The organism is Leifsonia virtsii (assembly GCF_030433675.1).
GTDB lineage: Bacteria > Actinomycetota > Actinomycetes > Actinomycetales > Microbacteriaceae > Leifsonia > Leifsonia virtsii.
Map to the genome: position 1 here is coordinate 410,213 of NZ_JAROCB010000004.1, position 23,557 is coordinate 433,769.

The following is a 23,557-nucleotide window of genomic DNA, read 5'->3' on the forward strand; positions in this document are numbered from 1 at the left end:
CGCGGGATCAGCCAGAGTCGATGGACCCGCGCGGGCTCAGAGGGCGACGGACGCCGCGGGCTCGGCCCCGAACAGCTGGCCCGGGTAGCGCAGTCCGGCGAAGTAACGGTTCGTGTGCGCGACGATCTGCTCTCCGCCGATCTCGACGCCGTCCCACTCGGTGTCCGTCGTGGTGTGCGCGTCCGACACGAGCGTCACGTCGAAGCCGCGCACGGCCGCGCTCTGCGCCGTCGTCCGGATGCAGTAGTCGCTCTGGGCGCCCGCGACGACCAGCCGGCCGACGTCGAGGCGCTCCAGCACCTCGTCCAGGTCGGTGTCGGCGAAGGCGTCGCGGTAGTGCTTCAGGATGCGCGGCTCGCCCTCGGCCGGAACGAGGCCGTCGGCGAGCTGCCAGAGGTCGGTGCCCTCCTCCATCCCGTCCGCCTCGTGCTGCACCCAGACCACCGGCGTGCCGGCGGCGCGGGCGCCGTCCACGAGCGCGATCGTGCGTGCGAGCACGCCGTCGGCGTCTGCGCAGCCGGGCAGCACGCCCTTCTGCAGGTCGATCACGAGCAGGGCGGAGGGCACGGTGTCGGTCACGCGTCCATCCTGCCAGGCCGGGTCAGGCCGCGTCGGCGAGGGGCTCCGCGTCGAGCCGGATCGGCCGGTGGTCGGACGCACCGGCGGGCAGCACATCCACGCGCTCGATCTCGAACCCGGTGGAGGTCACGAAGTCGAAGTAGCCGGAGAAGAACTTGTACCGCAGGTAGGTCGGCTCGGTGGTGCGCTTGAGCGTGTAGCCGGACGTGGTCAGGTGGCGCTCGAGGCCACGGATGAACCACGGGTAGTTGAAGTCGCCGACCATCACGGCGGGGGTGTCGGGGGAGAGCGAGCGCATCCCGTCGTGCGCGGCGGCGATCTGCTTGCGGCGAAGCGAGTTGAGGGCGGTCAGCGGTGCGGCGTGGAAGGAGCCGACGAGGATGTCCTCCCCGCTGTCCCGGTCGCGGAGGTGCACGGCGAGCAGCCGCTCGTTCGCCGGGGCGAGCACCCGGTCGTGCAGCGACTTCTGCACGGCGAAGACCTGCGAGTGCAGGATCTCGTAGCGCTCGTCGCGCACGTAGACGGCGAGGCCGAGCCGGTTGGCGCGCGTGGTGTCGGCGAGCACCAGGTCGTGGAGGCGCTCCGGGAGGGCGTCGCTGTCCACCTCCTGGAGGCACAGGACGTCGATGTCGTACGCCTCGGCGATGCCGAGAAGCTCGCCGCTGGCGGCGTGCTTCCGAAGGTTGTAGCTGACGATCCTCAGGGTCATGCACCTCATCTCGAAGGACCTCGGTCGCGAGCGGCACGGATGCGCGCCCGCCCTGCCATTCTGGCCCACTCCGGCCGCGGCTCAAGCGGACGGGCGTCATCCCACAAGGAATTCACATCGCCGTCACCGGCGGTTCCACGGGTACGGTGGTCGCATGGCAGGCGATGCGGTCGTACTCACCGTCCCCGGTCCGAACGGCGATCGGGAGGTGCGCATCTCGAGCCCCGGGCGCGTCATCTTCCCGGAGGCGGGCATCACCAAGCTCGACCTCGCCACCTATCTGGTGGAGGTGGGCGACGCGTTCGTGCGCGCCAACGGCGACCGCCCGGTGTCGCTGCAGCGGTTCCCGGAGGGGATCGACGGCGAGCAGTTCTTCTCCAAGAACCCGCCGCGAGGCACTCCCGACTACGTGCGTTCGGTCGCGGTCACCTACCCGAGCGGGCGCTCGCACCCGCAGCTCGTGGTCGACGAGCCGGCCGCCGCCGTGTGGGCGGCGCAGATGAACACCGTCGTGTTCCACCCGTGGCCGTCTCGCGCCGAAGACCCGGACAACCCCGACCAGCTGCGTATCGACCTCGACCCGCAGCCGGGCACCGGCTTCTCCGACGCCGTCGCGGCCGCGATCGAGCTGCGGGCGGTGCTGCGCGAGGCGGGGCTGACGGCGTTCATCAAGACCTCCGGCAACCGCGGCCTCCACGTCTTCGCGCCGATCGTGCCGCAGCGCGAGTTCCTCGACGTGCGGCACGCGGTCATCGCAGCGGCGCGGGAGCTGGAGCGCCGGATGCCCGACAGCGTCACGACGGCGTGGTGGAAGGAGGAGCGCGGCGAGCGCATATTCGTCGACTACAACCAGGCGAACCGCGACCGCACGATGGCGGGCGCGTACAGCCCGCGCGCGCTCCCGCACGCGTCGGTCTCCGCGCCGATCACCTGGGACGAGCTGGAGCACGTCGAGCCGCGCGACTTCACCGTCCTGACGATGCCCGAACGGCTGCGTACGGTCGGCGACCCGTGGGAGGACTTCGGCGCCGACCCCGGCACCATCGACGAGCTGCTGGGCTGGTGGGAGCGGGATGTGAACGACGGCCTCGGCGAGCTGCCGTTCCCGCCGGACTACCCGAAGATGCCGGGCGAGCCGCCGCGCGTGCAGCCGAGCCGGGCGAAGAAGGCGTAGGAAGCGGTCAGCCGTTCGCGCTCTTCGCGGCGGTGGCGAGGTCGGTGACGAAGGCGTCGTAGGCGGCGTCCCAGCCCGGGTCGTCGCGTTGCCGCAGCAGGGCGGACGGGTGCGTCGTGACGAGGACCGCCCGGCCGTCGGCGGACTCCTGGATCCGGCCCCTCTCCGCCTGGATGCGAACGGGCCGGCCGAGGACGCTCCGGGCGGCGGTCGCGCCGAGGCAGACGACGACGGCGGGGTCGACGGCCGCGAGCTCGGCCTCCAGCCAGGGGTGGCAGGCGACGATGTTGCCGACGGCGGGCTTCTCGTGGATGCGCCGCTTGCCCTGGCGGTGGAAACGAAAGTGCTTGACGGCGTTGGTCAGGTAGATCGCATCACGGTCGATCCCGGCATCGGCGAGCGCCTTGTCGAGGATGCGGCCCGCCGGTCCGACGAACGGCGCGCCCTCCTCGTCCTCCCGGTCGCCGGGCTGCTCGCCCACGAGCACGATCGACGCGCGCGGGGCGCCCTCTGAGAAGACGACCTGCGTCGCGTCGCGGTAGAGCTCGCAGCCGCGGCACCCTGGCGCCGCGGCGCGCAGGCTCTCCAGGTCGCGCCGCTCGGGCAGGAAGTCCTCGGCGCCCGGCCGTTCCTCGTCCGCCATGCCGCCACGCAACCACCGCGTGCGGCCGGGCGCAACGGCGTCAGCTCAGCACGTCGCCCAGATCGTAGGCGATCGGCCGGTCGAGCTGGTCGAAGGTGCAGGAGCGGGCCTCGCGGTCGGGCCGCCAGCGCTCGAACTGGGCGGTGTGACGGAAGCGCATGCCCTCCATCTGGTCGTAGCGCACCTCGAGCACGCGCTCGGGGCGCAGCCGGACGAAGGAGACGTCCTTGCTGCCGGAGAACCGGCTGCGGTCGGTCGCGCCGGTGACGGCCTCTCCGCTCTCGTCGCGCTCGACCAGCGGCTCCAGCTCGTCGATCAGGGAGAGCCGCTTGGCGTCGCTGAACGCCGACACGCCGCCGACGTTGAGCAGCCGGCCGCTGTCGTCGTAGAGACCGACCAGCAGCGACCCCACGCCCCGACCGCTCTTGTGGATGCGGTAGCCGAGCGCCACGACGTCGGCGGTGCGATGGTGCTTGATCTTGAGCATCGTGCGCTTGTTCGGCGCGTAGCCGCCGGCCAGCGGCTTCGCGACGACGCCGTCGAGCCCGGCCCCCTCGAACTCGACCAGCCAGCGGCGGGCGAGGTCGACGTCGGTGGTGGTGCGGGTCAGCTGGATGGGGTCGGGCAGGTCGCCGGCGAACTCCTCCAGGGCCGCCCGGCGCTCGGCGAACGGACGGTCGAGGTACGACTCGTCGCCGAGAGCGAGCAGGTCGAACGCCACGAACGTCGCCGGCGTCTCCTCCGACAGCAGCTTCACGCGGCTCGCGGCGGGATGGATGCGCTGCGAGAGCGCCTCCCAGTCGAGCCGCTGCGTGCCCGGCTCCCCGGTCGGGACCACGATCTCGCCGTCGAGCACGCACGGGCCGGGGAGGAGGCGCCGGAAGGCCTCCACCAGCTCCGGGAAGTACCGGGTGAGCATCTTGGAGCCGCGGCTGCCGATCTCGACGGCGCCGATGCCGCCCTCGCCGTCGGGCTCGGCGTAGACGATGGCACGGAAGCCGTCCCACTTCGGCTCGTAGCTCAGCCCGCCCTCCACGCTGTCGGGCTCCGGGACGGCCGGGACCGCCTTCGCGAGCATCGGTGCGACGGGGGAGGAGGTGGTGAGCGCCATGCTCCGATCATCCCGCGAACCGCCGACGCCCGGAAGGGCGGCCGAGCCGGCTGTGGATAACCCGCGGATCCATTCGAAGTGAGGTTAGGCATGCCTATACTCGATGGCGATGCACCGTCCCGACCACGCCACCCACACCGCCTCGACCGCGCACCTGGACGACCGCGTCCAGTACCTCGTCGTCGGCGACGAGACGTCGCTCGGCGCGCTGGAGGCGGAGCTCGCGCTGCTGCCGCTGTGCGCCCGCGGCCGGGTCTTCGTGGAGGTCGCGGATGCGTCCCAGATCGTGCCGCTGGCGGCTCCGATGCGTATGACGGTCACCTGGCTGCCGCGCTCCCGCCGCAGCGGCCGCCCGGGCACCGGCGAGGCGTGCGCGCCGGGCGCGGCCGCCTCCCGCGCGGTCCGCGGCTGGTGCGCCGAGATGCTGTGCGAGGGCCCAGGAGCGACGCAGGCGATCGTCGCGGGCGGCTTCAGCCTCGTCGCCGACATCCGTGAGCACCTCGCCGACGAGGTCGGCATGCCCGCCGACGCCCTCACCGTCCTGCGCTGACGCGCATCTATGGGACGCAACACGCCGCAACCGCCGTCGCATAACGGCGTGTTGCGCCCCACGGATCGGCGCTAGACGGGGACGACCAGGCTTTCGGAGGCCGCCCACAGGTCGCGGCCGAGCTGCGCGTTGCGCGCCTGCGGGTGGGTGCGGCCGTTCGCGCGCAACCGGTCGAAGTAGGTGCCGCTCGGCGCGCCGACCGCGGCGGGCCCGGCCAGCCGGACCAGCGGAGCGGCGCCCTCGGCGACCGGGATGCCGAAGGTGCTCCGCGTCACCAGGTGCCCGAACCGCACGAGCGGCGACTGGTTGCCGAAGTTGGTGGGGATGGTCCCGGGATGGAACGAGTACGCGCTCACGCCCGTCCCGGTCAGCTGCTCGGCCAGCTCCACGGCGAACAGGATGGTGGCGAGCTTGGCCGTGCCGTAGGCGCGCCAGCCGCCGCGCCACGGCCGCTTCTCCCAGTCGAGGTCGTCCACCCGTAGATCGCCGAACCGGTTCGCGAGGCTCGCGGTGGAGACCACCCGCACGTCGCGCCCCGACGCCGCCGACTCGATCAGCCGTGGACGCAGCAGCGCGGTGAGCAGGAACGGCGCGAGGTGGTTGGACTGGATGGTGCGCTCGTGCCCGTCGACCGTCAGCGCGTGCTCGTGGTAGAGCCCGCCCGCGTTGTTGGCGAGCACGTCGATCGTGTCGTACCGGTCGAGCAGGGCCTCCGCGAGCGCGCGCACGTCGTCCAGCCGCTCGAAGTCGGCCAGGAACGGCGTCGCGCCGATCCGCTCGGCGATCGACCTGGTGCGCTCGGGGTTGCGGCCGACGACCGCCACCTCGTCGCCTCCTGCGGCCAGCTGCTCCGCGGCGACCGCGCCGATGCCGGAGCTCGCGCCCGTGACGATGACGGTCCTGGTCATCGATATCCGCCCTTCTCGAGGCCCGCCTCGATCTCGAACCGGTTGCGCAGCGGGTCGCGTCCCGCCACGAAGTAGAGCAGCGGGAATAGCATCCCGTAGCGCTGCCACTGCCGCTTGTGCACGGCCTCGTGCTCGAGCACGTCGTCCGTCACGTTGTGGTCGGTGAGGTAGACGCCGCCGACGCACGATCCGCCGCGGCCGAACGTGGCCTTCGGCATGCCTCGGAACACGACCAGCCCGGCCCGGCGCTCGACGCGTCCGGTGCTCCAGAGGAAGCCCCAGGTGAGCCCGACGGCGGTCGCATAGAGGTATCCCAGGCGGCTCAACGGCGAGTCGAGCAGGAGACGGCGGATCACTCCTCGGGCCGCCCGTACGTCTCCAGCAGCCGCAGCCAGACCTCGCTGACGGTCGGGTACGACGGGACCGCGTGCCACAGGCGCTCGAGCGGCACCTCGCCGACGACGGCGACGGTGGCGGAGTGCAGCAGCTCGCCGACGTCCTGCCCGACGAAGGTGACGCCGAGCACCACCTTCCTGTCCTCGTCGACGACCATGCGGGCCGTGCCCTCGTAGCCGTCGGCGACCACGTGTGCGCCGGAGACGCTGCCGATCTCGTAGTCGACGACCCGGATGCGGTACCCGGCCTTCTGCGCGCGCTCGGCGGTCAGTCCGACCGACGCCACCTCCGGGTCGGTGAAGGTCACCTGCGGCACCGCCTGGTGGTCCGCGGTCGCGACGAAGGCGCCCCACGGCGCGAGCGAGACGTCGCGGCCGTGCGCGCGCGCCGCGATGGCGTCGCCGGCGGCCCGAGCCTGGTACTTGCCCTGGTGGGTGAGCAGCGCACGGTGGTTGACGTCGCCGACCCCGTACAGCCAGCCACCGTCGACCGGTTCGCCGTCCGCGCCGAGCACCCGCATGCTGTCGTCGACGTCCAGCCAGGCGCCGTCCTCCAGCCCGAAGGCGTCCAGGCCGAGGCCGGAGGTGCGGGGGAGCCGGCCGGTCGCGACGAGGAACTCGTCGGCCTCCACCACGGTGCCGTCGTCGAGGTGGATGCGGAAGCCGTCCTCGTCGGTCCGCTCCACCCGCTCCGGCTGCACGTCGAGGTGGAGGGTCGCGCCCAGCTTCTTCAGCGACTCCGTCACTTTCTCGCCGGCGAACGGCTCCTGGCCGCCGAGCAGCCCGCTGCGGGCGATCAGGTGCACCTCGGTGCCGAACCCCGCGTATGCGGTCGCCATCTCGGTCGCGACGACGCCTCCGCCGAGGATCGCCAGCGACACCGGCACGCGCTGCACGCTCGTCGCCTCGCGGCTCGACCACGGCTCGCTCTCCCGCAGGCCCGGGATGTCGGGCATCAGGGCCGCAGACCCGGTCGCCACCGCCACCGCATGCTTCGCGCGCAGGACGGTGACCGTGCCGTCCTCCGCGGTCACCGTCACCTCGCGCGGCGCGGTGATGACGCCCCAGCCGCGCACCAGGTCGATGCCCGCGCCGTTCAGCCACTCGACCTGGCCGTCGTCGTTCCAGTTGCTCGTCATGTCGTCGCGGCGCTTGAGCACGGCGGCGACGTCGAGCGGGCCGGTCACGGCCTGGCGCGTGCCGCCGACCCGCTGTGCGGCCCGGAGCAGCGCGCCGCTCCTGAGCAGGGTCTTGGAGGGCATGCACGCCCAGTAGGAGCACTCGCCTCCCACCAGCTCGGCCTCGACGATCGCCGTCTTCATGCCGCCCTGGACGGCGCGGTCGGCGACGTTCTCACCGACCGCGCCCGCGCCGATGACGATGACGTCGTAGTCCCTGGTCTCGCTCATGCCTTCTCCCTCGTCCTCTGCTTCGGATTCGTGCCCGCTCGTGGATCGGATGGCTCAGCGGCCCACGAAGCGCGCCTCGGTGCGGGTGAGGAACGCCTCCATCCCGATCCGTGCGTCCTCGGTGCCCACCAGCCGGACGAGCGCCGGCTGCAGCTCCGCTTCTGCGGCGGCGTCGCCGTCGCGCACCGCCCGCTTGGCGTTGGCGAGCGCGGCCTGCACGGCGAGCGGCGCCTGCGCGGCGATCCGCTCGGCGAGCTCCAGCGCGCGGTCGAACTGCGCCCCGTCGTCGACGACCTCCTGCACCAGGCCCATGCGATGCGCCTCGGCGGCGTCGAACGAGTCCCCGGTGAGGATGTAGCGCATCGCGTTGCCCCATCCCACCGCCCGCGGGAAGCGCAGCGTCGCACCGCCGAAGGGGAGGATGCCGCGCGTCACCTCGATCTGGCCGAACCGCGTGCCCCGCGCGGCGACGGCGATGTCGGAGGCGAGGATCAGCTCGATGCCGAGGGTGAGGCAGGTGCCCTGCACGGCGATCACCACCGGCTTCGTCAGCTGCCGGCCGGAGACCTGCCACGGGTCGATGGCGTCCTCCCCGACGAAGGAGAGGCCGTCGCGACCGATGCGCGGACCGAGGTCGGCGAGGTCGAGGCCGGCGGTGAAGTGCTCGCCGACCGCGTGCACGAGTCCGACGCGCAGCTCGGGGTCGCGCTCCAGCTCGCCGTAGGCGTCGGCCAGTGCGCTGAGCAGCTCGAAGTCGGCGGCGTTGCGCTTCTCCGGACGGTTCAGGCCGATGAGCAGCACGTGCCCGCGCCGCTCGGTGAGGATCTTGGGCTCGCTCATGCTCCCCACGCTACTGCCCTCCGGAGGCCGTCGCGGGAGCGCCGGGAACCGGCCCGGTCAGCGCTCCCAGGATGCGCAGGATCACGGCGAGGTCGCGTCCCGCCGCATCCGGAGACTCCGGCGCGAACTCGGTGACTCCGGCGCCGGCGAAGTCGAAGCGGGCGCGCAGCGCGCGGATCGCGTCCGTGAGACGCTCGGGCATCACACCGAATGGGACGGGCGAGCCGACGCCGTCGATCGTCGACGGGTCGAGCACGTCCAGGTCGATGTGCACGTAGACGGCGGTGGCGCCTGTCGCGGCCACGGCCTCGACGATCCGCCCCGGGTCGTCGAGCTCGTCGACGCCGACCACCCGCACGCCCGTCGCCGCGATGAACTCCGCTTCGCCGTCGTCGAGCTCCCGCGTTCCGGCCAGCACCAGACGCCGGGGGTCGAGACGCGCAGGGCCGGTCGCGGCGAGCCCGTCGGGGGCGTCGCCGAGCAGCGCCCGGACCACCATCCCCGTGAACGCTCCGGATGGCGACGACTCCGCACTGTTCAGGTCGGCGTGCGCGTCGAACCAGACCAGTGCGACCGACTCCTCGGGATGCGCGGCGAGCGCATGCTGGACGCTCGCCAGCTCCACGCCGCAGTCGCCCCCGATCGTGACGACCGGGGCCTCGAGCAGCGCCAGCTCGGCCTCGGCGGCCTCCCGCACCGCGGCGAGGGAGGAGAACCGGTTCACGCCCGTCCCGAGCGACTCGCCCGCGGCCGTCGGCACCGGCACCCGGTGCGTGCGAGCGGCGGGGAGGTCGCCGTGGATGGCTTCGGCTCCGTCGATGAGCCGCATCGCGCGCGACGACCCCGAGCCCTGCCACTGCGGGACGACGAGGAAGGAGGCGCCGCTCACCCCTCGGCGCCCGACGTCACCGCCGCCTGGCCCCCGCCGGACTTGAGGGCCGCGAGCCGCGCCTCCACCTCGGTCATCTCGCCGAGGTCGTCGAGCTGCTCGAACTGGGCGTCAAGGCTGGAGGCCGCGAGCTCCTGCTGGCCGCGGACGCGGGCCTCCTCGCGGCGGATCTTCTCCTCGAACCGGGACACCTCGCTGGTCGGGTCCATGATGTCGACGCTCTTCACCGCGTCGATCACCTGGGACTGCGCCTGGGCGGCCTTTGCACGTGCGATCAGCTCGGCGCGCTTGGTCTTGAGCTGCTCCAGCCGCTCCTTCATGCCGTTGAGGCCCGCCTTGAGCTTCTCGACCACCTCGGTCTGCGCGGCGATCTGCGGCTCCGCGGCCTTCGCCTCGTTCTCCGACGAGATCTGCCGCTGCAGCGCGACCTTCGCCAGGTTGTCGAACTTGTCGGCGTCGGCGGTGTTGCCGGCCGCGCGGTACTGGTCGGCCTGGCGGCTCGCGGCCAGCGCCTTGTCGCCCCACTCGGCGGCGGCCTCCACGTCTTCGCGGTGGTCGTCCTCCAGCAGGCGCAGGTTGCCGATCGTCTCCGCGATGGCGCTCTCGGCGTCCGCGATGCTGTTCGTGAAGTCGCGGACCATCTGGTCCAGCATCTTCTCCGGATCCTCCGCCTGGTCGATCAGGGCGTTGATGTTCGCCCGCAACAGCTGCGAGATCCGTCCGAAGATGGACTGCTTCGCCATGTGCTCTTCCTTTCGCTCCCGCCCCCGATGGGCGCTTGTGGTCGTGTGAGGGTCAGAACCGTCCGCCGCCGCGGCGACTGCGGGTCCCGCCTCCGCCGAAGCTGCCCGCGCTGAAGCCGCCGCCTCCACCGCCGCCGCCCCAGTTTCCGCCGCCGCCCCAGCCGCCGCCTCCGCCCATGCCGCCGCGCAGCACGGAGTCGATCAGGATGCCGCCGAGGATGGCCCCCATCGCGCCGCTCCCGCCGCCGCGACCCGAGGTGCCGCCGCCGAAGATGTCGCCGAGGCCGCCCTGCTGCGGCTGGAAGCCGCCGACGTCCTGCTGGGCGAGCTGCGTCGCCTCGTCGGCGAGCTGCGCGGCGCGCTGCGCCTGCGCGAGAGCGGAGACCGGGTCGGCCGCGGCGGTCTGTTCGGCCTGGACGACGAGCCGCCCGGCCTCCGCGAGCCGTGTCCGCGCCTCGGGGCCGACCGCGCCGCGGCGCGCGGTGATGAAGTCCTCGCAGGCGGAGACGCGTGCCTTCGCGGCGAGCAGGGTCTGCTGCAGCATCGACTGGGCGCGCTGGGCCTGCGCCCGGGCGTCGCGCACCCCCTGCAGCACGCCGTCGATGGACCGGTTGGCCGCATCCAGGCGCTGCGCGATCTCCAGCGGGTTGACGCGACCGGCGGCGAGCTTGGCCTCCACGTCCTGCACCGTCTGCTCCGTACCGGCGACGGCCGCGGCGATGCTGCCGCCGGGGTCGCCCGCGCCGGCGAGAGCCTTCGCTTCGGCCAGGTCGCTGCGGAGCTCGGCCAGGGTCGTGTCGACGGACTGCTGCGCGGCCCCGAGGCCGGAGGCGAGCCGGTCGACCGCGTCGAGCAGGAGACCGGCCTGGTCGGCCGACTCCTCGGCCGCGCGCACCCCGATCGCCGCCGCCCCGGCGTCGCCGGCCGTGGCCTTCTGCGCCGCGCCGGCGAGGGCGGTGTCGGTGAAGTCGAGCCGGTCGGTCGCCTGCTCGACGTTGTCGTGAACGGTCGCGAGCGAGGCGTCGGTGTAGCGCTGCGCCAACCCGTCGAGCGTGGACCGCGTCGTCGCCAGCCGCTGCCGCAGCGCCGCCGCCTGCGTCTGGATCTCGCTGCTCGCCTCCGGGATGCGCTTCTCCAGCGCCCGCAGCTCGTCGAACGCGTCGGCCTGGGCGTCGAGCGCCTGGTTCGCGGCCGTGCACAGCTGCACGATGTGGATGTTCCACTCCCGCCGCTGCTCGTCGGTGTCGGGCTCCGCATCGTCGAGCCGCTGCTTGAGGGTGAAGGCCTCGCGCAGCTGCGCCTTCGCCTGGTCGAGCGCGGTCTGGAACGGGACCACCGCCTCGGCGCCGTACTGCGCGGTGGCGAAGCCGAGCTCCTCCTCGCTCGTCCGGATGGCGTCATCCGTCTGCACCAGGGCCGACCCGGCGCGGCGCTCCAGCTCCTTCAGCGGGATGCTCTGCAGCTCGCTCTGAGGCGTCGTCGGCCCGGCCGCGGCCTGCTTCTTGCGGCTGCTGCGCGAGCGGACGGCGAAGAACACCACGAGCCCGGCGACGATCACGCCGCCGATGAGCACCCAGAAGAACCAGGCGCCGCCTCCGCCGCCGACCGCGTCCCCGAGTCCCGTGGCCGCCGCGACGCCCGCGCCCGCCCAGTCGCCGGCGTGCAGCTTCGGCTCCACGTCGTTCTGCTCGATGCTGTCCAGCTGGTCCGGGCTCACCGGGCCGTCGTCGTCGCCCGAGAGGTAGTAGGTGCGGCCCTGCGTCGACACAGCCAGCAGGTAGTCGCGCTGGCCGAGGCCGTTGCGCGCGGCCGTCTCGTTGGCCCAGTCCGACGCCTCGACCGGGTCGGTGAACCGGTCGACGTAGACCACGTACAGGTCGATGCGGTGCTGGTCGTACAGCTTCTTGGCGGCCGCCGTCACCTCCGCCTCCTGCGCGGCGGTGAGCACCCCGGCCTCGTCGACGACGTGGTTCGGGCCGAGATCGACCGGGTCCTGGGCGGCGGCGGGCGCGGTCACGGCGAACAGGGCACCCGCCACGAGGCCCAGCGCCACCAGGCCACCGGTCAGCAGACGTCGCAAGCGCATGCACCCACTCTCTCGGGTCCGGCTGATACCCAGCCGAGTCTATTGGGGTGCTGTGACAGTGTCACTGTTTCGGCCTGTTACAGGGCGGGATGCGGCCGGCGGCGGCGCCTGGTGGGATGGGGGAGTCCGGTCGAGAGGAGGAGCGCATGTCCCTGCAGCCCACCCTGGCCGTCGTCGAGGCCACGCGGTTCCGCGGCCACGACCCCGCGTACCACGACTACGTCCAGCTGCTGGTGGGCAACGTCATCGCCGCCGCGAACGAGGACGGCTGGAACGTCCGCCGCCTCGCCGCCGACGCCGGGACGGACCGGCTCCTCGAGGCGACCGCCGACGTCGACGCCGTGGTCATCGTGGGCGGGGAGGACATCCACCCCTCGTTCTACGGCGCAGAGACCGGGTACGCGAACGAGTCGCGGCACCTGCCCGAGGCCGACGCGGCGCAGATCGCGCTCGTCCACCGCGCGCTGGAGCGTCGCCTGCCGCTGCTCGGCATCTGCCGCGGCCTGCAGATCGTCAACGTCGCCCTCGGCGGAACCCTCGTGCAGGACCTCGGCCAGGAGTGCGACCACGTCAACCGCGGGGTGCCCATCCCGCAGGTGCTCACCACCCACACGGTGCTCCCGGAGGACGGCAGCCGCGTCGCCGAGCTGCTCGGGTCCGGCCCGGTGCCGGTGCGCAGCGCCCACCACCAGGCGGTCGACGCGCTCGGCGCCGGGCTCGTCGTCACCGCGCGCTCGCACGACGGTCACGTCGAGGCGATCGAGCACGCCGAGGCGCCGGTGCTCGCCGTGCAGTGGCACCCGGAGGACGTCGCGGCCCCCGCAGGCCAGGTCTCCGCCCTCCTCACCGCCCTCGCCCCGCAAGCCACTCGCGTCCCCGCCCTCGCCCTCGCCTGACCCGCCGAGTTGCACGTCGTGGCGGCTATTCGGGTCGAATAGCGACCACGACGTGCAACTCGACGGTCAGGGGACGGGCCAGCCCTGGGCGCCGAGCAGCGGGACGAACGCGACGGAGCCGAGGTTGGTCTCCCGCAGGGAGCCGTCGGGATCGTGCTCGAAGAGCGCGAGGTGCTGCGCCCGCCCCGGACGGCCGACCGGCATGACGATGCGCCCGCCCGGCGCCAGCTGCTCCACCCACGCCCGCGGCACCGACGGACCGGTCGCCGCCGCCACGATCGCATCGTAGGGGGCCGCGGCCGGCCAGCCCAGTGTCCCGTCGCCCGTCACCACCTCGACCCGGTAGCCGAGCGCCTCCAGCGTCGCCGCCGCACCGACAGCGAGATCGGGATGCCGCTCCACACTCACGACCCGGTGGCCGAGCTGCGCGGCGACGGCCGCCGCGTAGCCCGATCCGGTCCCGACGTCGAGCACGCGGTCCTCCGGACCGATACGGGCGGCCTGCAGCATGAGCGCCACGATGTACGGCTGCGAGATCGTCTGCCCGTCGCCGATCGGCATCGGGTGGTCCTCGTACGCGTACGGCGCGGCCGACTCCTCCACGAACAGGTGCCGCGGCACACGTCGCATCGCGTCGAGGACCCGCTGGTCCTCGATCCCGCGGTGGGCGAGCTGCTCCTCGACCATCCGCGCGCGCTCGATGCTGTGGTCGTGGTCCGTGCGCCTATTGAACCACCGCGGCGGGTCGCTGCTCCAGAGTGCTCCTGGCGTTGTCGACCGCCGCCGGATCGGCGCCGGCGGACTCCAGCGCGAGCATCGCGGCGCCCAGGATGGGACGGGCCGTCACGAGCTCCATCCGCGCGGCGGGCGCCCGCTCGGCGAGCAGCCGCTCCACCGTCCCCAGCAGCCGCTCGTCGCGCCCGCCGATGACGCCGCCGCCGAGCACGACAGGCACGGGCCGGTCGAGCAGGTCGAGCCGCCGCAGCGTCGTCACGGCGAGCGTGGCGATCTCCTCCGCCTGCTCGTCGACGAGCGAGCCGGCGATGACGTCGCCCTCCCGCGCGCACGCGAACACGGTCGGGGAGAGCCGGGCGAGGTCGCGGTTCGGGAGGCGCCCGAAGTGCAGCGCCTCGATCACCTCCTGCACGCTGCCCAGGCCGAAGGTCGCCGGGACCGCCTGCTCCAGCGCGGTCTGCGCCCCCCTCCCGTCGGCCGCGCGTGCCGCGAACCACAGGGCGCGCTCGCCGAGGTGCCAGCCGCCGCCCCAGTCGCCCGAGATCGTGCCGAGCGAGGGGTACCGGATGGTGCGGCCGTCGGCGCGCACGCCGACGCCGTTGATCCCGGTGCCGCAGACGACGGCGACCGCATCCGCCTCGTCCGTCCCGGCGCGGAGCAGGGCGAAGAGGTCGTTGTCGACCGTCGCCCCGGCCCACGGCGTCCCGGCGATCGCGGCGCGGAAGGCGTCGATCTCGCTCGGCAGGTCGAGGCCGGAGAGGTAGAGGTTCACCGCCGCGATCGGACGCGGCCCGGTCTGCTCCAGCAGCCGGCCGATCAGGGCGGAGACCAGGTCGGCCGACTCGCGCATCCCGATGAGGTGCGGGCTGGAGGTGGTTCCCCGTGCCTCCGCCACCACGGTCCCGTCGAGCTCGAGGGCGACGGCGTCCGTCTTCGAGCCGCCGCCGTCGACCGCGATCGCGAGGGGAGCGCCGAGCGGCTCCTCCGCGCTTGTCACTTCGCCCACTCCAGGTGCTCCCGGTTGTGCGCGATCAGCAGGTCGGTGAGCCTCTCGGCCTTGTCGTACTGCCCGACCAGGGGATGCGCGAGCATCGCGCGCAGCACCCGGTCGCGGCCGCCGTGCACCGCCGCCTCCAGCGCGAGCCGCTCGTAGCCGGCGACGTGGGCGATCAGCCCGGCGTGGTCGGCGGGCAGCGGGTCGACCGGCAGGGCGGTCACGCCGCGTGCGTCGACCGTGGCCGGCACCTCGATGACGTGGTCGTCCGGCAGGAACGGCAGCGCTCCGTCGTTGCGCAGGTTGACCACCTGCACGTCGCCGCGGTCGCCGGTGAGCGACGCGATCAGGTCGACGGCCGCCTCCGAGTAGAAGGCGCCGCCGCGCTGCGAGAGCTGCTCCGGCTTCGTGTCGACCGCCGGGTCGCCGTACAGCTCCAGCAGCTCGCGCTCCACGCGCTGCACCGCCTCCGCACGCGTGGGGGAGTCGAGCTGCTCGCGCAGCACCTCGTCGTGCGCGTAGTAGTAGCGCAGGTAGTAGCTGGGCACGTCTCCCAGCAGCCGGATCAGCGAGGCGGGCAGCTCGATCTCCTCGGCCAGCTGCTCCAGGCGGTCGTGCAGCAGCTCGGGCAGTGCGTCGCGGGTGCCGGAGGCGTCGGTCACGAAGGCCGCGCGCTCCCAGGTGAGGTGGTTGAGGCCGACGTGGCCGAGCCGCACCTGGCCGGGCTCCACGCCGAGCAGGCCCGCGAACCGGCGCTGGAAGCCGATCGCGACGTTGCACAGCCCGACCGCGCGGTGCCCCTCCTGCAGCAGCGCACGGGTGACGATGCCGACCGGGTTGGTGAAGTCGACGATCCACGCGTCGGGCTTCGCGTGCCTGCGCACCTCCTCGGCGACCCGGAGCACGACGGGGACCGTGCGCAGCGCCTTCGCGAAGCCGCCGGGCCCTGTCGTCTCCTGGCCGATGCAGCCGCACTCGTGCGGCCACGTCTCGTCGCCGTGCCGGGCCGCCTGTCCGCCGATGCGCAGCTGCAGCAGCACGACGTCCGCGTCCGCGACCCCCGCGACGAGGTCGGAGGTCGGGACGATGCGGCCGGGATGCCCGGCGGCGCGGAACATCCGCTCGCTCATCCCGCCGACCAGCCGCAGCCGTTCCGGGTCCGGGTCGACCAGCCACAGCTCCTCGATCGGCAGCACGGCACGCAGCCGCGCGAACCCGTCGATGAGCTCGGGGGTGTAGGTGGAGCCGCCTCCGACGACCGTCAGTTTCACGTGTTATCCCTTCACGCCGGTGAGTGTGATGCCCTCCACGAAGACGCGTTGGGCGAAGAAGAAGATGAGGACGACGGGCACGGTCACCAGCATCGTCATGGCCATGGTGAGCCCCCAGTCGGTGCCGTGCACGCCGCGGAACGACGCGAGGCCGTAGGCCACCGGCCAGGCGGCGGGGTTCTCCGAGGTGTAGAGCAGCGGGCCGTAGTAGTCGTTCCAGGAGGCGAAGAACAGGAAGATCGCGGTGGCCGCGATGCCGGGCTTCGCCATCGGGATGACCACCCGCCACAGCACGCCGAACTCGCCGTTGCCGTCGATGCGCGCCGCGTCCGAGTACTCGCTCGGGATGGTGAGGAAGAACTGCCGGAGCAGGAAGATCGAGAAGGCGTCGCCCAGCAGGTTCGGCAGGATCAGCGGCCACAGCGTCCCGGTCAGCCCCAGCTGCGACCACATGACGTAAATCGGGATGGCGGTCACCTGCGGCGGCAGCAGCATCGCGATGATGATGACGGTGAACAGCACGCCGGAGCCGCGGAAGCGGATCTTCGCGAGCGCGTACGCCGCGGGGACGCTGGAGATCAGCATGAACGCCGTCGCCAGCACCGCGTACAGCGCCGAGTTGGCGAACCACTGCGCCAGCGGGACGGTCGTGAACACCTTGACGTAGTTGTCCCACTGGAACGGCTGCGGCCACAGCGACGCGGTCAGCGTCTGCTCGCTCGACATCAGCGAGGTGAGGAAGACGAAGACCACGGGCGCGATGAACAGCACGGCCAGCACGACGAGCACTGCGTGCTCGGCGATCCAGGCGAGGATGCGGCGTGCGCGGGCCGAGCGCGGCGACGGGAGGCGGCGCGGCGCGGGGGGCCGGGCCGGTGTCGCCGTGTCGGGGGAGAGGGTGGCGGAGGTCATTGGGCGCCTTCCGGGGTGAACGCCTTGAAGCGGCGCAGCAGCAGGACGAGGATGACGGCCGCGACGACGAACAGCAGCACCGCGAGGGCCGAGGCGTAGCCCAGCTGGTAGGTGCCGAAGCCGCGCACGTACAGCCACTGCGTGTAGGTGAGCAGCGAGCCGTCCGGGTAGCCGAGGTTGGTGCTGATGCCCTGGCCGACGACCGCCTTGCCCGATGCGACGGACGAGGCGACGGCCGCCTCCGTGAAGTACTGGATCGCCGCGATCACGCCGGTGACGACGGCGAACAGCAGCACCGGTGCGATGGAGGGCATGGTCACGTAGCGCACCTTCTGGAGGCCGTTCGCGCCATCCAGCGACGCCGCCTCGTACTGCTCGCGCGGCACGTCGAGAAGGGCCGCCAGGAAGATGATCATGATGTCACCCATGACCCAGATGCCGAGCAGCACCAGCGACGGCTTGGACCACGCGGGGTCGTTGAACCAGAGCGGCCCCTTGATCCCGAACCAGGCGAGCACCTGGTTCACCGGTCCCGTTCCCGGGTTGAACAGGAACACGAACGCCACGACGCTCGCCACCGGCGGCACGAGGGCCGGCAGGTAGAAGATCGTCCTCCAGATACCGGAGGCGCGGCGCGCGCGGGCGAGGAGCCCGGCGATCAGGAGCGCGAACGCGGTCTTCACCGGGACCCAGATCACCACGAACCACAGCGTGTTCAGGGTGGCCAGCCAGACGTTCGGGTCCTGGGTGAACAGGTACTCGTAGTTGCGCAGGCCGATCCACTGCGGCGGCGACACCAGGTCGAACCGCGTGAACGAGTAGTAGAGGGACGCGATGAGCGGGTAGACGAAGAAGATCAGCAGCCCGAGCAGCGCCGGTGCGAGGAGCGCGAGGGTGACGAGCGAGCGTCGTCGCCGTGCGCCCGAGCGTGCGGGGCGGGCGGCGACCCGCCCCGCGCGGTCGATGGTGGCGGTCATCTCGGTCGGCTCACGGTCCGGTGCTCAGCGCGAGCGCGTCGTCGATCTGCTTGTCGACCGACTTCAGGCCGGCGTCGAGGTCGCCGCCCTGGCTCTGGTACTTGTTCCAGTAGTCCTCGAAGGTCTGCTGGTAGCCGGCGCCGAGCGGGCTGGCGGGCGTCGTCTGCACGTTCTTGTCCGACGAGATGTCGAGGAACGTCTTGAACTGCTCCGAGACCTCCAGCTTCGGCGAGGCGAGCGCGTCCTTCGTCGTCGGCACGTTCTTCAGGCCGTTGGCGAGCTTCACCACGGCGTCCGTGTCGGTCGTGAGGTACTTGAGCAGTGCCCAGGCGAGCTCGGGATGCGTCGACCCCTTCGAGATGCCGATGATGTTCCCGGTGATGTAGCCGCCGCCGTACAGCTCGGTGTGGTCGTCGGCGGTCGGGAACGGCGCCGTGCCGTAGTTCAGCTTCTTCGCCTGGTCGTCGATGAACGCCGTGCGGTACTCGCCGTCGAGGTTCATCGCCACCTGGCCGGTCTGGAACGCGTTGTCGGCCGAGAACTCCTGGCCGAGGCCGGAGGTGAAGGCGTTCAGCTTGTCCCAGCCGATCTTGTCGACGAAGCCCTTCTGCCACGTCATCAGCTGCTTCCAGCCGTCGCTCGACCCGACAGCGCTCGTGCCGTCGCTCTTCAGCCACTCGGCGCCGGCGGCCGGCCCGTAGTGGGCCGCGGAGTTCTCGTACCAGCCCATGGTCGGGTTGAAGCCGAGCGTCTTGATCGAGCCGTCGCCGTTGAAGGTGGTCAGCTTCTCTGCCATCGACTCCAGCTCGGTCAGGGTCTTCGGCGGCGCGGTGTACCCGGCGGCCTGCAGCAGGTCCTTGTTGTAGTAGAGGCCGTAGACGTCGGCGAGCATCGGCATCGCGCAGCGGGTGCCCTTGTACTCCGTGTACGACTTCACCGTGTCGGAGAACTGGCTCATGTCGACCTTGTCGCGCTCGATCACCTTGTTGAGGCTGCGGAACGCGCCGTTGGAGCAGAAGTTGCCGACGATGTCGGTCGAGTAGGAGAGGCCGACGTCGACCTTGCTGCCGGTGGCGATGGCCTTCTGCAGCTTCTCGTCGTCCTGGCCGGAGTGCACGTCGACCTTGATCTTCGGGTACTTCTTCTCGAAGTCGTCGACGACCGACTGGATGACCTTCGCCTCGCGGTCGGAGAAGAAGTGCCAGAACGAGACCGTGCCGCTGAGGTCGCTCGGCGCGGTGTCGCTGAAGCTGCCGCCTCCGGAGCCGCCGGAGCAGCCGGAGAGGGCGAGTGCTGCGGCCGCGGTGATCGCGGCGGCGGCGATGAGATGACGGTGTTTCACTGTGGCTCCCTCACTGTCTGTGGTGCCTGTGGTGTGAATGCGGGTGGGGTGGATGGTGCGGTGCGGTCGCGGGCGCTACGGTGCGATCCGTGACACTTCGGCGAAGAGCGCCTCGCGTACTTCGCCGATCAGGTGCTCCCGTGCTCCGCGGAGCACGGGGTGGGCGGCGACGCCGGTGGCGACGACGCTCCGCTCGCCCCAGGCGGGGCGGAGTTCTCGGGTGACGAGCTCGGCGAGACGGGGGCCACCGGCGAAGCCGGTCGGTCCGCCCAGCACGACGAGCTCGGGGTCGAGGAGGGCGAGCACGGGCACGACGCCCACGGCGACGCGGCGGGCGAGCTCGCCCAGGAACGCGTCGCGCGCCTCGGGGTCGCCGCTGAGGTCCGCTCCGAGCCCATGGGCGGCCGCGAGTGCTGAGACCGCGGGGCCGCCGATCAGATCCTGCAGGTCGCGCGCGTCCGCATCCAGCTCGGTCGCCTGGCGCGGGATGGGCAGGTAGCCGATCTCGCCCGCGCCGCCCGACGCGCCCCGGTGGACCGTCCCGCCCTGGTCGACCGACAGGCCGAGGCCGTCGCCCATCCAGAGCAGGGCGAATCCGCCGGTGTCGCGTCCGGCGCCGTCCGTGCGCTCGGCGAGCGCCGCGAGGTTCACGTCGTTGTCGATGCGGACGGCCAGCCCGAGCGCGTCCTCCAGCCGACGCCGGATGCCCTGCTTGGGCCAGCCGGGCAGGGTCTCGATGTAGGTCAGCTCGTCGGTGCGCGGGTCGAGCGCGCCCTGCACGCCGATGCACACCGCGCCGACCCGGGCTGCGTCGGCCCCGGCGGCGACGCAGGCGGCGTCGACGGCTGCGCGGACGTCGTCCTCGGGGGAGCGGCCGGCGAGCGGTGTCACCGCGATCGGGCGCTCGTCGCCGGAGGCGTCGACGACCGTGGAGCGCAGCGCCTCGGCGTCGATGTCGATGGCGACGCCGAGCATCCGGTCGGTGCGGACGGCGTAGCTGGCGGCGTTGGGGCCGCGGCCGCCGGAGACCTCGCCGACGGCGTGGATGAGGCCGGCTGTCTCGAGCCGCGCCACCATCTGGGCGGCGGTCGGCTTGGAGAGACCGGACAGCTCGCCGATGCGGTTGCGGGTGAGCACGCCGTGCTCCAGCAGCAGCGACAGCGCGGTGCGGTCGTTGGTCTCGCGCAGCCACCCGGGGGTGCCGCGGACGGGTCCGGCCATCCTCATCCCTTCGTTGGAACGATCCTCGTCCGGAAATGTATCAGGAAAGTTTCTTTATAGTAAAGCTCCTGTTTCGGCCGTTGCGTCTGAGAAGGAGGAACCCGCGGGCGGACACGCCCCGAAAGCAGGAGACGGAGGACATCCGGGCCGTCGACGACCTCGGGTCCTCCGTCTCCTGCGCCGGCCGGTGCCGGGGGAGCGGCTCGGCTCAGCCGAACGCGCGGGCGTGCTCCACGAGCCGGTCGAACGCCGCATCCAGGTCGGGGTCGACACGCTGCCGGTCGGCGTCGGCCAGGTACCACTCCACGATCTCGCCGGCGCCGCGGGCGAACGGCACGCGCGCACTGAAGCCGGGCACGAGCGCCTTCACCTTGCTGTTGTCGAAATGCATTGAGTGCGCCTTGTCTCCGATGAGTCCGGGGCCGAGCTCCGGGACCACCGCGGCGATCGACTCGCTCGCCACGTGCACCAGCTCGGCCTCGACGCCGAGGGCCTCGGCAAGGTAGCAGTAGATCTCGTCCCAGGTCGGGGCCTCGTCGCCGGTGATGTGGAAGCTGTCGCCGACCGCCTCCGGGCGGCCGAGCAGTCCGGTGAAGGCGACCGCGAAGTCCGTGTTGTGGATGATCGTCCACCGGCTCGTGCCGTCGCCGTGCACCACGACGGGTGCGCCGCGGCGCATCCGCTCGAGGTCGGTCCAGTGGCCGGAGGTGGGGATCAGGGTGCGGTCGTAGGTGTGCGACGGACGCACGATCGTGACGGGGAACCCGCGGTCGCGGTACGCCTCGACGAGCACGTCCTCGCACGCGATCTTGTCGCGCGAGTACTGCCAGAACGGGTTGCGCAGCGGAGTGGACTCGGTCACCGGCACGCGCGACGGCGGCTTCTGGTAGGCCGATGCGGAGCTGATGAAGACGTACTGGCCGACCCGACCCTCGAACAGCTCGAAGTCGGTGCGGACGTGCTCCGGGGTGAAGGCGAGGAACTCGGCGGCCACGTCGAAGCTGCGCTCGCCGAGCACGCGGTGGACGCTCTCCGGGTCGCGGATGTCCGCGTGCAGCACCTCCACGCCGTCGGGCAGCGGCCGGGTGGAGCTGGTGCCGCGGTTGACGACCGTGACCTCGTGCCCCTGCTCCAGCGCCTCCGCGACGCAGGCCGAGCTGATCACGCCCGTTCCGCCGATGAAAAGTGTCCGTGTCGCTGCCATTCCCGCTCCTTCACGTCGTGGTCGCGGGTCCGCCGGACACCGCCCGAAGGGCCAGGCTAGTCCGGTCCACCGGCTCCCGCGACCGGCGGCCCCGGGATGTGCGGCGTACACTGCGTGCCGAGTTCCGACCCCCGAGGAGATCCCGCACCCGTGTTCCCCCTGCGCAGCTGGCCCGGCCTCGCGCTCGCGTGCCTCCTGGCCGTCGTCGTCGCGATCGTCGTCACCGCCGTCCTCGCCCTGATCCTGCGGCTGATCGGCCGCCGCAGGCAGTGGCCCGAGCTGCTGATCCGGCACGTCCGCGTCCCGTTCCGGCTGTTCCTCCTCGTCATCGTGCTGTGGATCGCGGTGGCGCTCGCCCTGCCCCCGGACACCACTGCGGCCTGGCGGTCGGGCCTCCACCACACGTTCCTCATCCTGTCGATCGCCACCGGCGTCTGGTTCGCCGCGGCGTTCCTGATCTTCGTGGAGGACTTAGGGCTCGCCCGCTACCGCCTCGACGTGCCGGACAACCGGTACGCGCGGCGCGTACGCACGCAGGTGCTCATCCTGCGGCGGCTGACGGTCGTCGCCGCCGTCGTCATCGGGCTGGGCGCCATCCTGCTCACCTTCCCTGCGCTGCAGGCCGCGGGCGCCAGCCTGCTCGCCTCCGCCGGGATCATCGGTATCATCGCCGGTGTCGCGGCGCAGTCGAGCCTCGCCAACCTGTTCGCCGGCATCCAGCTCGCCTTCTCGGACGCCATCCGGATCGACGACGTCGTGGTCGTGGAGGAGCAGTGGGGCACGATCGAGGAGATCACGCTCACCTACGTGGTGGTGCACGTGTGGGACGACCGGCGGCTGGTGCTTCCCTCGACGTACTTCACCACCAAGCCCTTCGAGAACTGGACCCGCCAGCACAGCGAGCTGCTCGGCTCCGTCGAGTTCGACCTCGACTGGCGCGTCTCGACCGGCGGCATGCGCGCCGAGCTCAACCGCATCCTTGCCACTACCGACCTGTGGGACCACCGCACCGGCATCCTGCAGGTCACCGACGCGGTCGGCGGCTGGGTTCGGGTGCGCGTGCTGGTCACGGCGAAGGACGCCCCGACCCTGTTCGACCTCCGCTGCCTCGTGCGCGAGCGGCTGATCGACTGGATGCAGCGCTACTCGCCCGTGTCGCTGCCGCGTCAGCGTGTGGAGCTCGCCGAGGAGCCGGAGCAGACGGAACGCCCGCCGCGCGCCCGCAGCGAAGAGGAGGGGCGTCTGTTCAGCGGCACGCCCGAGAACGAGCAGCGCGCGCAGCAGTTCACCGACGCCATCCCCGTGATCCGGGATGTGGACGGCCAGCCCGTCGCGGTCGACCCGGACGACCTCCCCGACCGCCAGGCGGGCGCCGGGCATGCCACCATCCCGCCGGTAGAGCCGGCAGACAAGGAGAATCGATGACCGACCGTCCCGACGACGCCCACACCCGACCCGACGGCATGGACGACGCCACGGTGGAGGCGCTCGGCAGCCTCTCCGAGGCGCTCGAGGTGATGGAGCACGCCCGCGGCCTGCTGTACGGGTTCCACCGGCTCACCGGCAAGGCGGACTTCACGCTGGGGGAGGCGGCGGGGAAGCTCCGCGACGCCGGCCATGCTGAGCTGGCGGACCGGATCGAGCGGGAGCTGGTCGGACGGAACGTGATCGAGGGGCGCTGGACGTTCCAGATCGTGGAGGACTTCGACGACGGCTACTACGCGCTGTTCAGAGAGCTGGAGCGGGAGGCGCGCGAGCGGCTCGCCGGCGGCCGCCGCCACCTCTACGAGGCGGAGCTCAAGGAGCAGCGGCGGACGCACGGCGAGCCGGGGCACGAGGCCCGGCCGGCGTCGGCGTCGTAGCGGGCGCGGTCGGAGATTCGGCCGCGGTGCGTTCGAATCTCCGACGTCAGGCGGCCCAGACGGAGATTCGACCGTTCGAGCGCTGACGAACCGCGGCCGGGTGCCGG

General features: G+C 72.2%; 24 protein-coding genes. 5 read left to right on the forward strand and 19 right to left on the reverse strand.

Annotated elements, in window-relative coordinates; genetic code table 11:
* Nucleotides 1-36: 36 nt before the first annotated feature.
* On the reverse strand, nt 37-579 hold the full coding sequence (locus tag P5G59_RS16080; protein WP_301220017.1) for a cysteine hydrolase family protein: 543 nt from the start codon (nt 577-579) through the stop codon (nt 37-39).
* Nucleotides 580-601: 22 nt separating this feature from the next.
* Nucleotides 602-1,288, reverse strand: coding sequence for an endonuclease/exonuclease/phosphatase family protein (locus tag P5G59_RS16085; RefSeq protein ID WP_301220018.1), 687 nt, complete (start codon nt 1,286-1,288; stop codon nt 602-604).
* Between the two features lie 154 nt (nt 1,289-1,442).
* Between P5G59_RS16085 and ligD the strand changes: the two genes are divergently transcribed.
* A complete protein-coding gene (gene ligD / locus P5G59_RS16090) occupies nt 1,443-2,462 on the forward strand; it encodes a non-homologous end-joining DNA ligase (protein WP_301220019.1) in 1,020 nt (339 codons plus the stop codon).
* A gap of 7 nt (nt 2,463-2,469) precedes the next feature.
* On the opposite strand, the gene P5G59_RS16095 is transcribed toward ligD, so the two are convergent.
* Nucleotides 2,470-3,105 carry a UdgX family uracil-DNA binding protein gene (locus tag P5G59_RS16095; protein ID WP_301220020.1) on the reverse strand — a complete coding sequence of 212 codons (636 nt, stop codon included), beginning with the start codon at nt 3,103-3,105 and terminating at the stop codon, nt 2,470-2,472.
* Nucleotides 3,106-3,145: 40 nt separating this feature from the next.
* The gene (locus P5G59_RS16100) at nt 3,146-4,216 is read right to left on the reverse strand and encodes an ATP-dependent DNA ligase (protein WP_301220021.1); all 1,071 of its coding nucleotides are present in this window, start codon (nt 4,214-4,216) and stop codon (nt 3,146-3,148) included.
* 109 nt (nt 4,217-4,325) lie between these two features.
* Here P5G59_RS16100 and P5G59_RS16105 point away from each other — a divergent pair, with 109 nt between their 5' ends.
* On the forward strand, nt 4,326-4,766 hold the full coding sequence (locus P5G59_RS16105) for an SIP domain-containing protein (RefSeq protein ID WP_301220022.1): 441 nt from the start codon (nt 4,326-4,328) through the stop codon (nt 4,764-4,766).
* A gap of 71 nt (nt 4,767-4,837) precedes the next feature.
* On the opposite strand, the gene P5G59_RS16110 is transcribed toward P5G59_RS16105, so the two are convergent.
* The 7 genes from P5G59_RS16110 to P5G59_RS16140 are packed head-to-tail and all read right to left on the reverse strand — an operon-like array spanning nt 4,838 to nt 12,036.
* The gene (locus P5G59_RS16110) at nt 4,838-5,674 is read right to left on the reverse strand and encodes an SDR family NAD(P)-dependent oxidoreductase (RefSeq protein ID WP_301220023.1); all 837 of its coding nucleotides are present in this window, start codon (nt 5,672-5,674) and stop codon (nt 4,838-4,840) included.
* Nucleotides 5,671-6,069, reverse strand: a complete 399-nt coding sequence (locus P5G59_RS16115; RefSeq protein WP_435871279.1) for a Fe-S oxidoreductase — start codon at nt 6,067-6,069, stop codon at nt 5,671-5,673. Before P5G59_RS16115 ends, P5G59_RS16110 begins: the two co-directional genes overlap by 4 nt.
* Nucleotides 6,027-7,478, reverse strand: coding sequence for a dihydrolipoyl dehydrogenase family protein (locus P5G59_RS16120; protein WP_301220025.1), 1,452 nt, complete (start codon nt 7,476-7,478; stop codon nt 6,027-6,029). The genes P5G59_RS16115 and P5G59_RS16120 overlap by 43 nt, the downstream gene beginning before the upstream one ends.
* A gap of 54 nt (nt 7,479-7,532) precedes the next feature.
* Nucleotides 7,533-8,318 carry a crotonase/enoyl-CoA hydratase family protein gene (locus P5G59_RS16125; protein WP_301220026.1) on the reverse strand — a complete coding sequence of 262 codons (786 nt, stop codon included), beginning with the start codon at nt 8,316-8,318 and terminating at the stop codon, nt 7,533-7,535.
* 10 nt (nt 8,319-8,328) lie between these two features.
* The gene (locus P5G59_RS16130; protein WP_301220027.1) at nt 8,329-9,207 is read right to left on the reverse strand and encodes an arginase family protein; all 879 of its coding nucleotides are present in this window, start codon (nt 9,205-9,207) and stop codon (nt 8,329-8,331) included.
* The gene (locus P5G59_RS16135) at nt 9,204-9,950 is read right to left on the reverse strand and encodes a PspA/IM30 family protein (RefSeq protein WP_301220028.1); all 747 of its coding nucleotides are present in this window, start codon (nt 9,948-9,950) and stop codon (nt 9,204-9,206) included. The genes P5G59_RS16130 and P5G59_RS16135 overlap by 4 nt, the downstream gene beginning before the upstream one ends.
* Before the next feature lie 52 nt (nt 9,951-10,002).
* Complete coding sequence (locus tag P5G59_RS16140; RefSeq protein WP_301220029.1) at nt 10,003-12,036, reverse strand: TPM domain-containing protein; 2,034 nt, start codon at nt 12,034-12,036, stop codon at nt 10,003-10,005.
* A gap of 146 nt (nt 12,037-12,182) precedes the next feature.
* On the opposite strand from P5G59_RS16140, the gene P5G59_RS16145 reads away from it, so the two are divergent.
* Nucleotides 12,183-12,932, forward strand: a complete 750-nt coding sequence (locus P5G59_RS16145; RefSeq protein ID WP_301220030.1) for a gamma-glutamyl-gamma-aminobutyrate hydrolase family protein — start codon at nt 12,183-12,185, stop codon at nt 12,930-12,932.
* Nucleotides 12,933-12,998: 66 nt separating this feature from the next.
* Here P5G59_RS16145 and P5G59_RS16150 read toward each other — a convergent pair whose 3' ends face one another.
* From P5G59_RS16150 to P5G59_RS16185, 8 genes are all read right to left on the reverse strand, one after another.
* Nucleotides 12,999-13,721, reverse strand: coding sequence for a protein-L-isoaspartate(D-aspartate) O-methyltransferase (locus P5G59_RS16150; RefSeq protein ID WP_363324707.1), 723 nt, complete (start codon nt 13,719-13,721; stop codon nt 12,999-13,001).
* Nucleotides 13,657-14,664, reverse strand: a complete 1,008-nt coding sequence (locus P5G59_RS16155) for an N-acetylglucosamine kinase (protein ID WP_301220031.1) — start codon at nt 14,662-14,664, stop codon at nt 13,657-13,659. The genes P5G59_RS16150 and P5G59_RS16155 overlap by 65 nt, the downstream gene beginning before the upstream one ends.
* Nucleotides 14,661-15,932, reverse strand: a complete 1,272-nt coding sequence (locus P5G59_RS16160; protein WP_301220032.1) for a 6-phospho-beta-glucosidase — start codon at nt 15,930-15,932, stop codon at nt 14,661-14,663. Before P5G59_RS16160 ends, P5G59_RS16155 begins: the two co-directional genes overlap by 4 nt.
* A 3-nt stretch (nt 15,933-15,935) precedes the next feature.
* Complete coding sequence (locus tag P5G59_RS16165; protein WP_301220033.1) at nt 15,936-16,844, reverse strand: carbohydrate ABC transporter permease; 909 nt, start codon at nt 16,842-16,844, stop codon at nt 15,936-15,938.
* Nucleotides 16,841-17,821 (reverse strand): carbohydrate ABC transporter permease, encoded by a 981-nt coding sequence (locus tag P5G59_RS16170; protein ID WP_301220034.1) that lies wholly within the window; start codon nt 17,819-17,821, stop codon nt 16,841-16,843. Before P5G59_RS16170 ends, P5G59_RS16165 begins: the two co-directional genes overlap by 4 nt.
* A 10-nt stretch (nt 17,822-17,831) precedes the next feature.
* On the reverse strand, nt 17,832-19,163 hold the full coding sequence (locus P5G59_RS16175) for an ABC transporter substrate-binding protein (protein ID WP_301220035.1): 1,332 nt from the start codon (nt 19,161-19,163) through the stop codon (nt 17,832-17,834).
* Nucleotides 19,164-19,238: 75 nt separating this feature from the next.
* Nucleotides 19,239-20,384 carry an ROK family transcriptional regulator gene (locus tag P5G59_RS16180; RefSeq protein WP_301220036.1) on the reverse strand — a complete coding sequence of 382 codons (1,146 nt, stop codon included), beginning with the start codon at nt 20,382-20,384 and terminating at the stop codon, nt 19,239-19,241.
* A 208-nt stretch (nt 20,385-20,592) separates the two neighbouring features.
* Nucleotides 20,593-21,588 carry an SDR family oxidoreductase gene (locus P5G59_RS16185; protein WP_301220037.1) on the reverse strand — a complete coding sequence of 332 codons (996 nt, stop codon included), beginning with the start codon at nt 21,586-21,588 and terminating at the stop codon, nt 20,593-20,595.
* Nucleotides 21,589-21,738: 150 nt separating this feature from the next.
* Between P5G59_RS16185 and P5G59_RS16190 the strand changes: the two genes are divergently transcribed.
* Both P5G59_RS16190 and P5G59_RS16195 read left to right on the forward strand, forming a co-directional pair.
* A complete protein-coding gene (locus tag P5G59_RS16190; RefSeq protein ID WP_301220038.1) occupies nt 21,739-23,013 on the forward strand; it encodes a mechanosensitive ion channel family protein in 1,275 nt (424 codons plus the stop codon).
* The gene (locus P5G59_RS16195) at nt 23,010-23,450 is read left to right on the forward strand and encodes a hypothetical protein (RefSeq protein WP_301220039.1); all 441 of its coding nucleotides are present in this window, start codon (nt 23,010-23,012) and stop codon (nt 23,448-23,450) included. Before P5G59_RS16190 ends, P5G59_RS16195 begins: the two co-directional genes overlap by 4 nt.
* Nucleotides 23,451-23,557 lie beyond the last annotated feature (107 nt).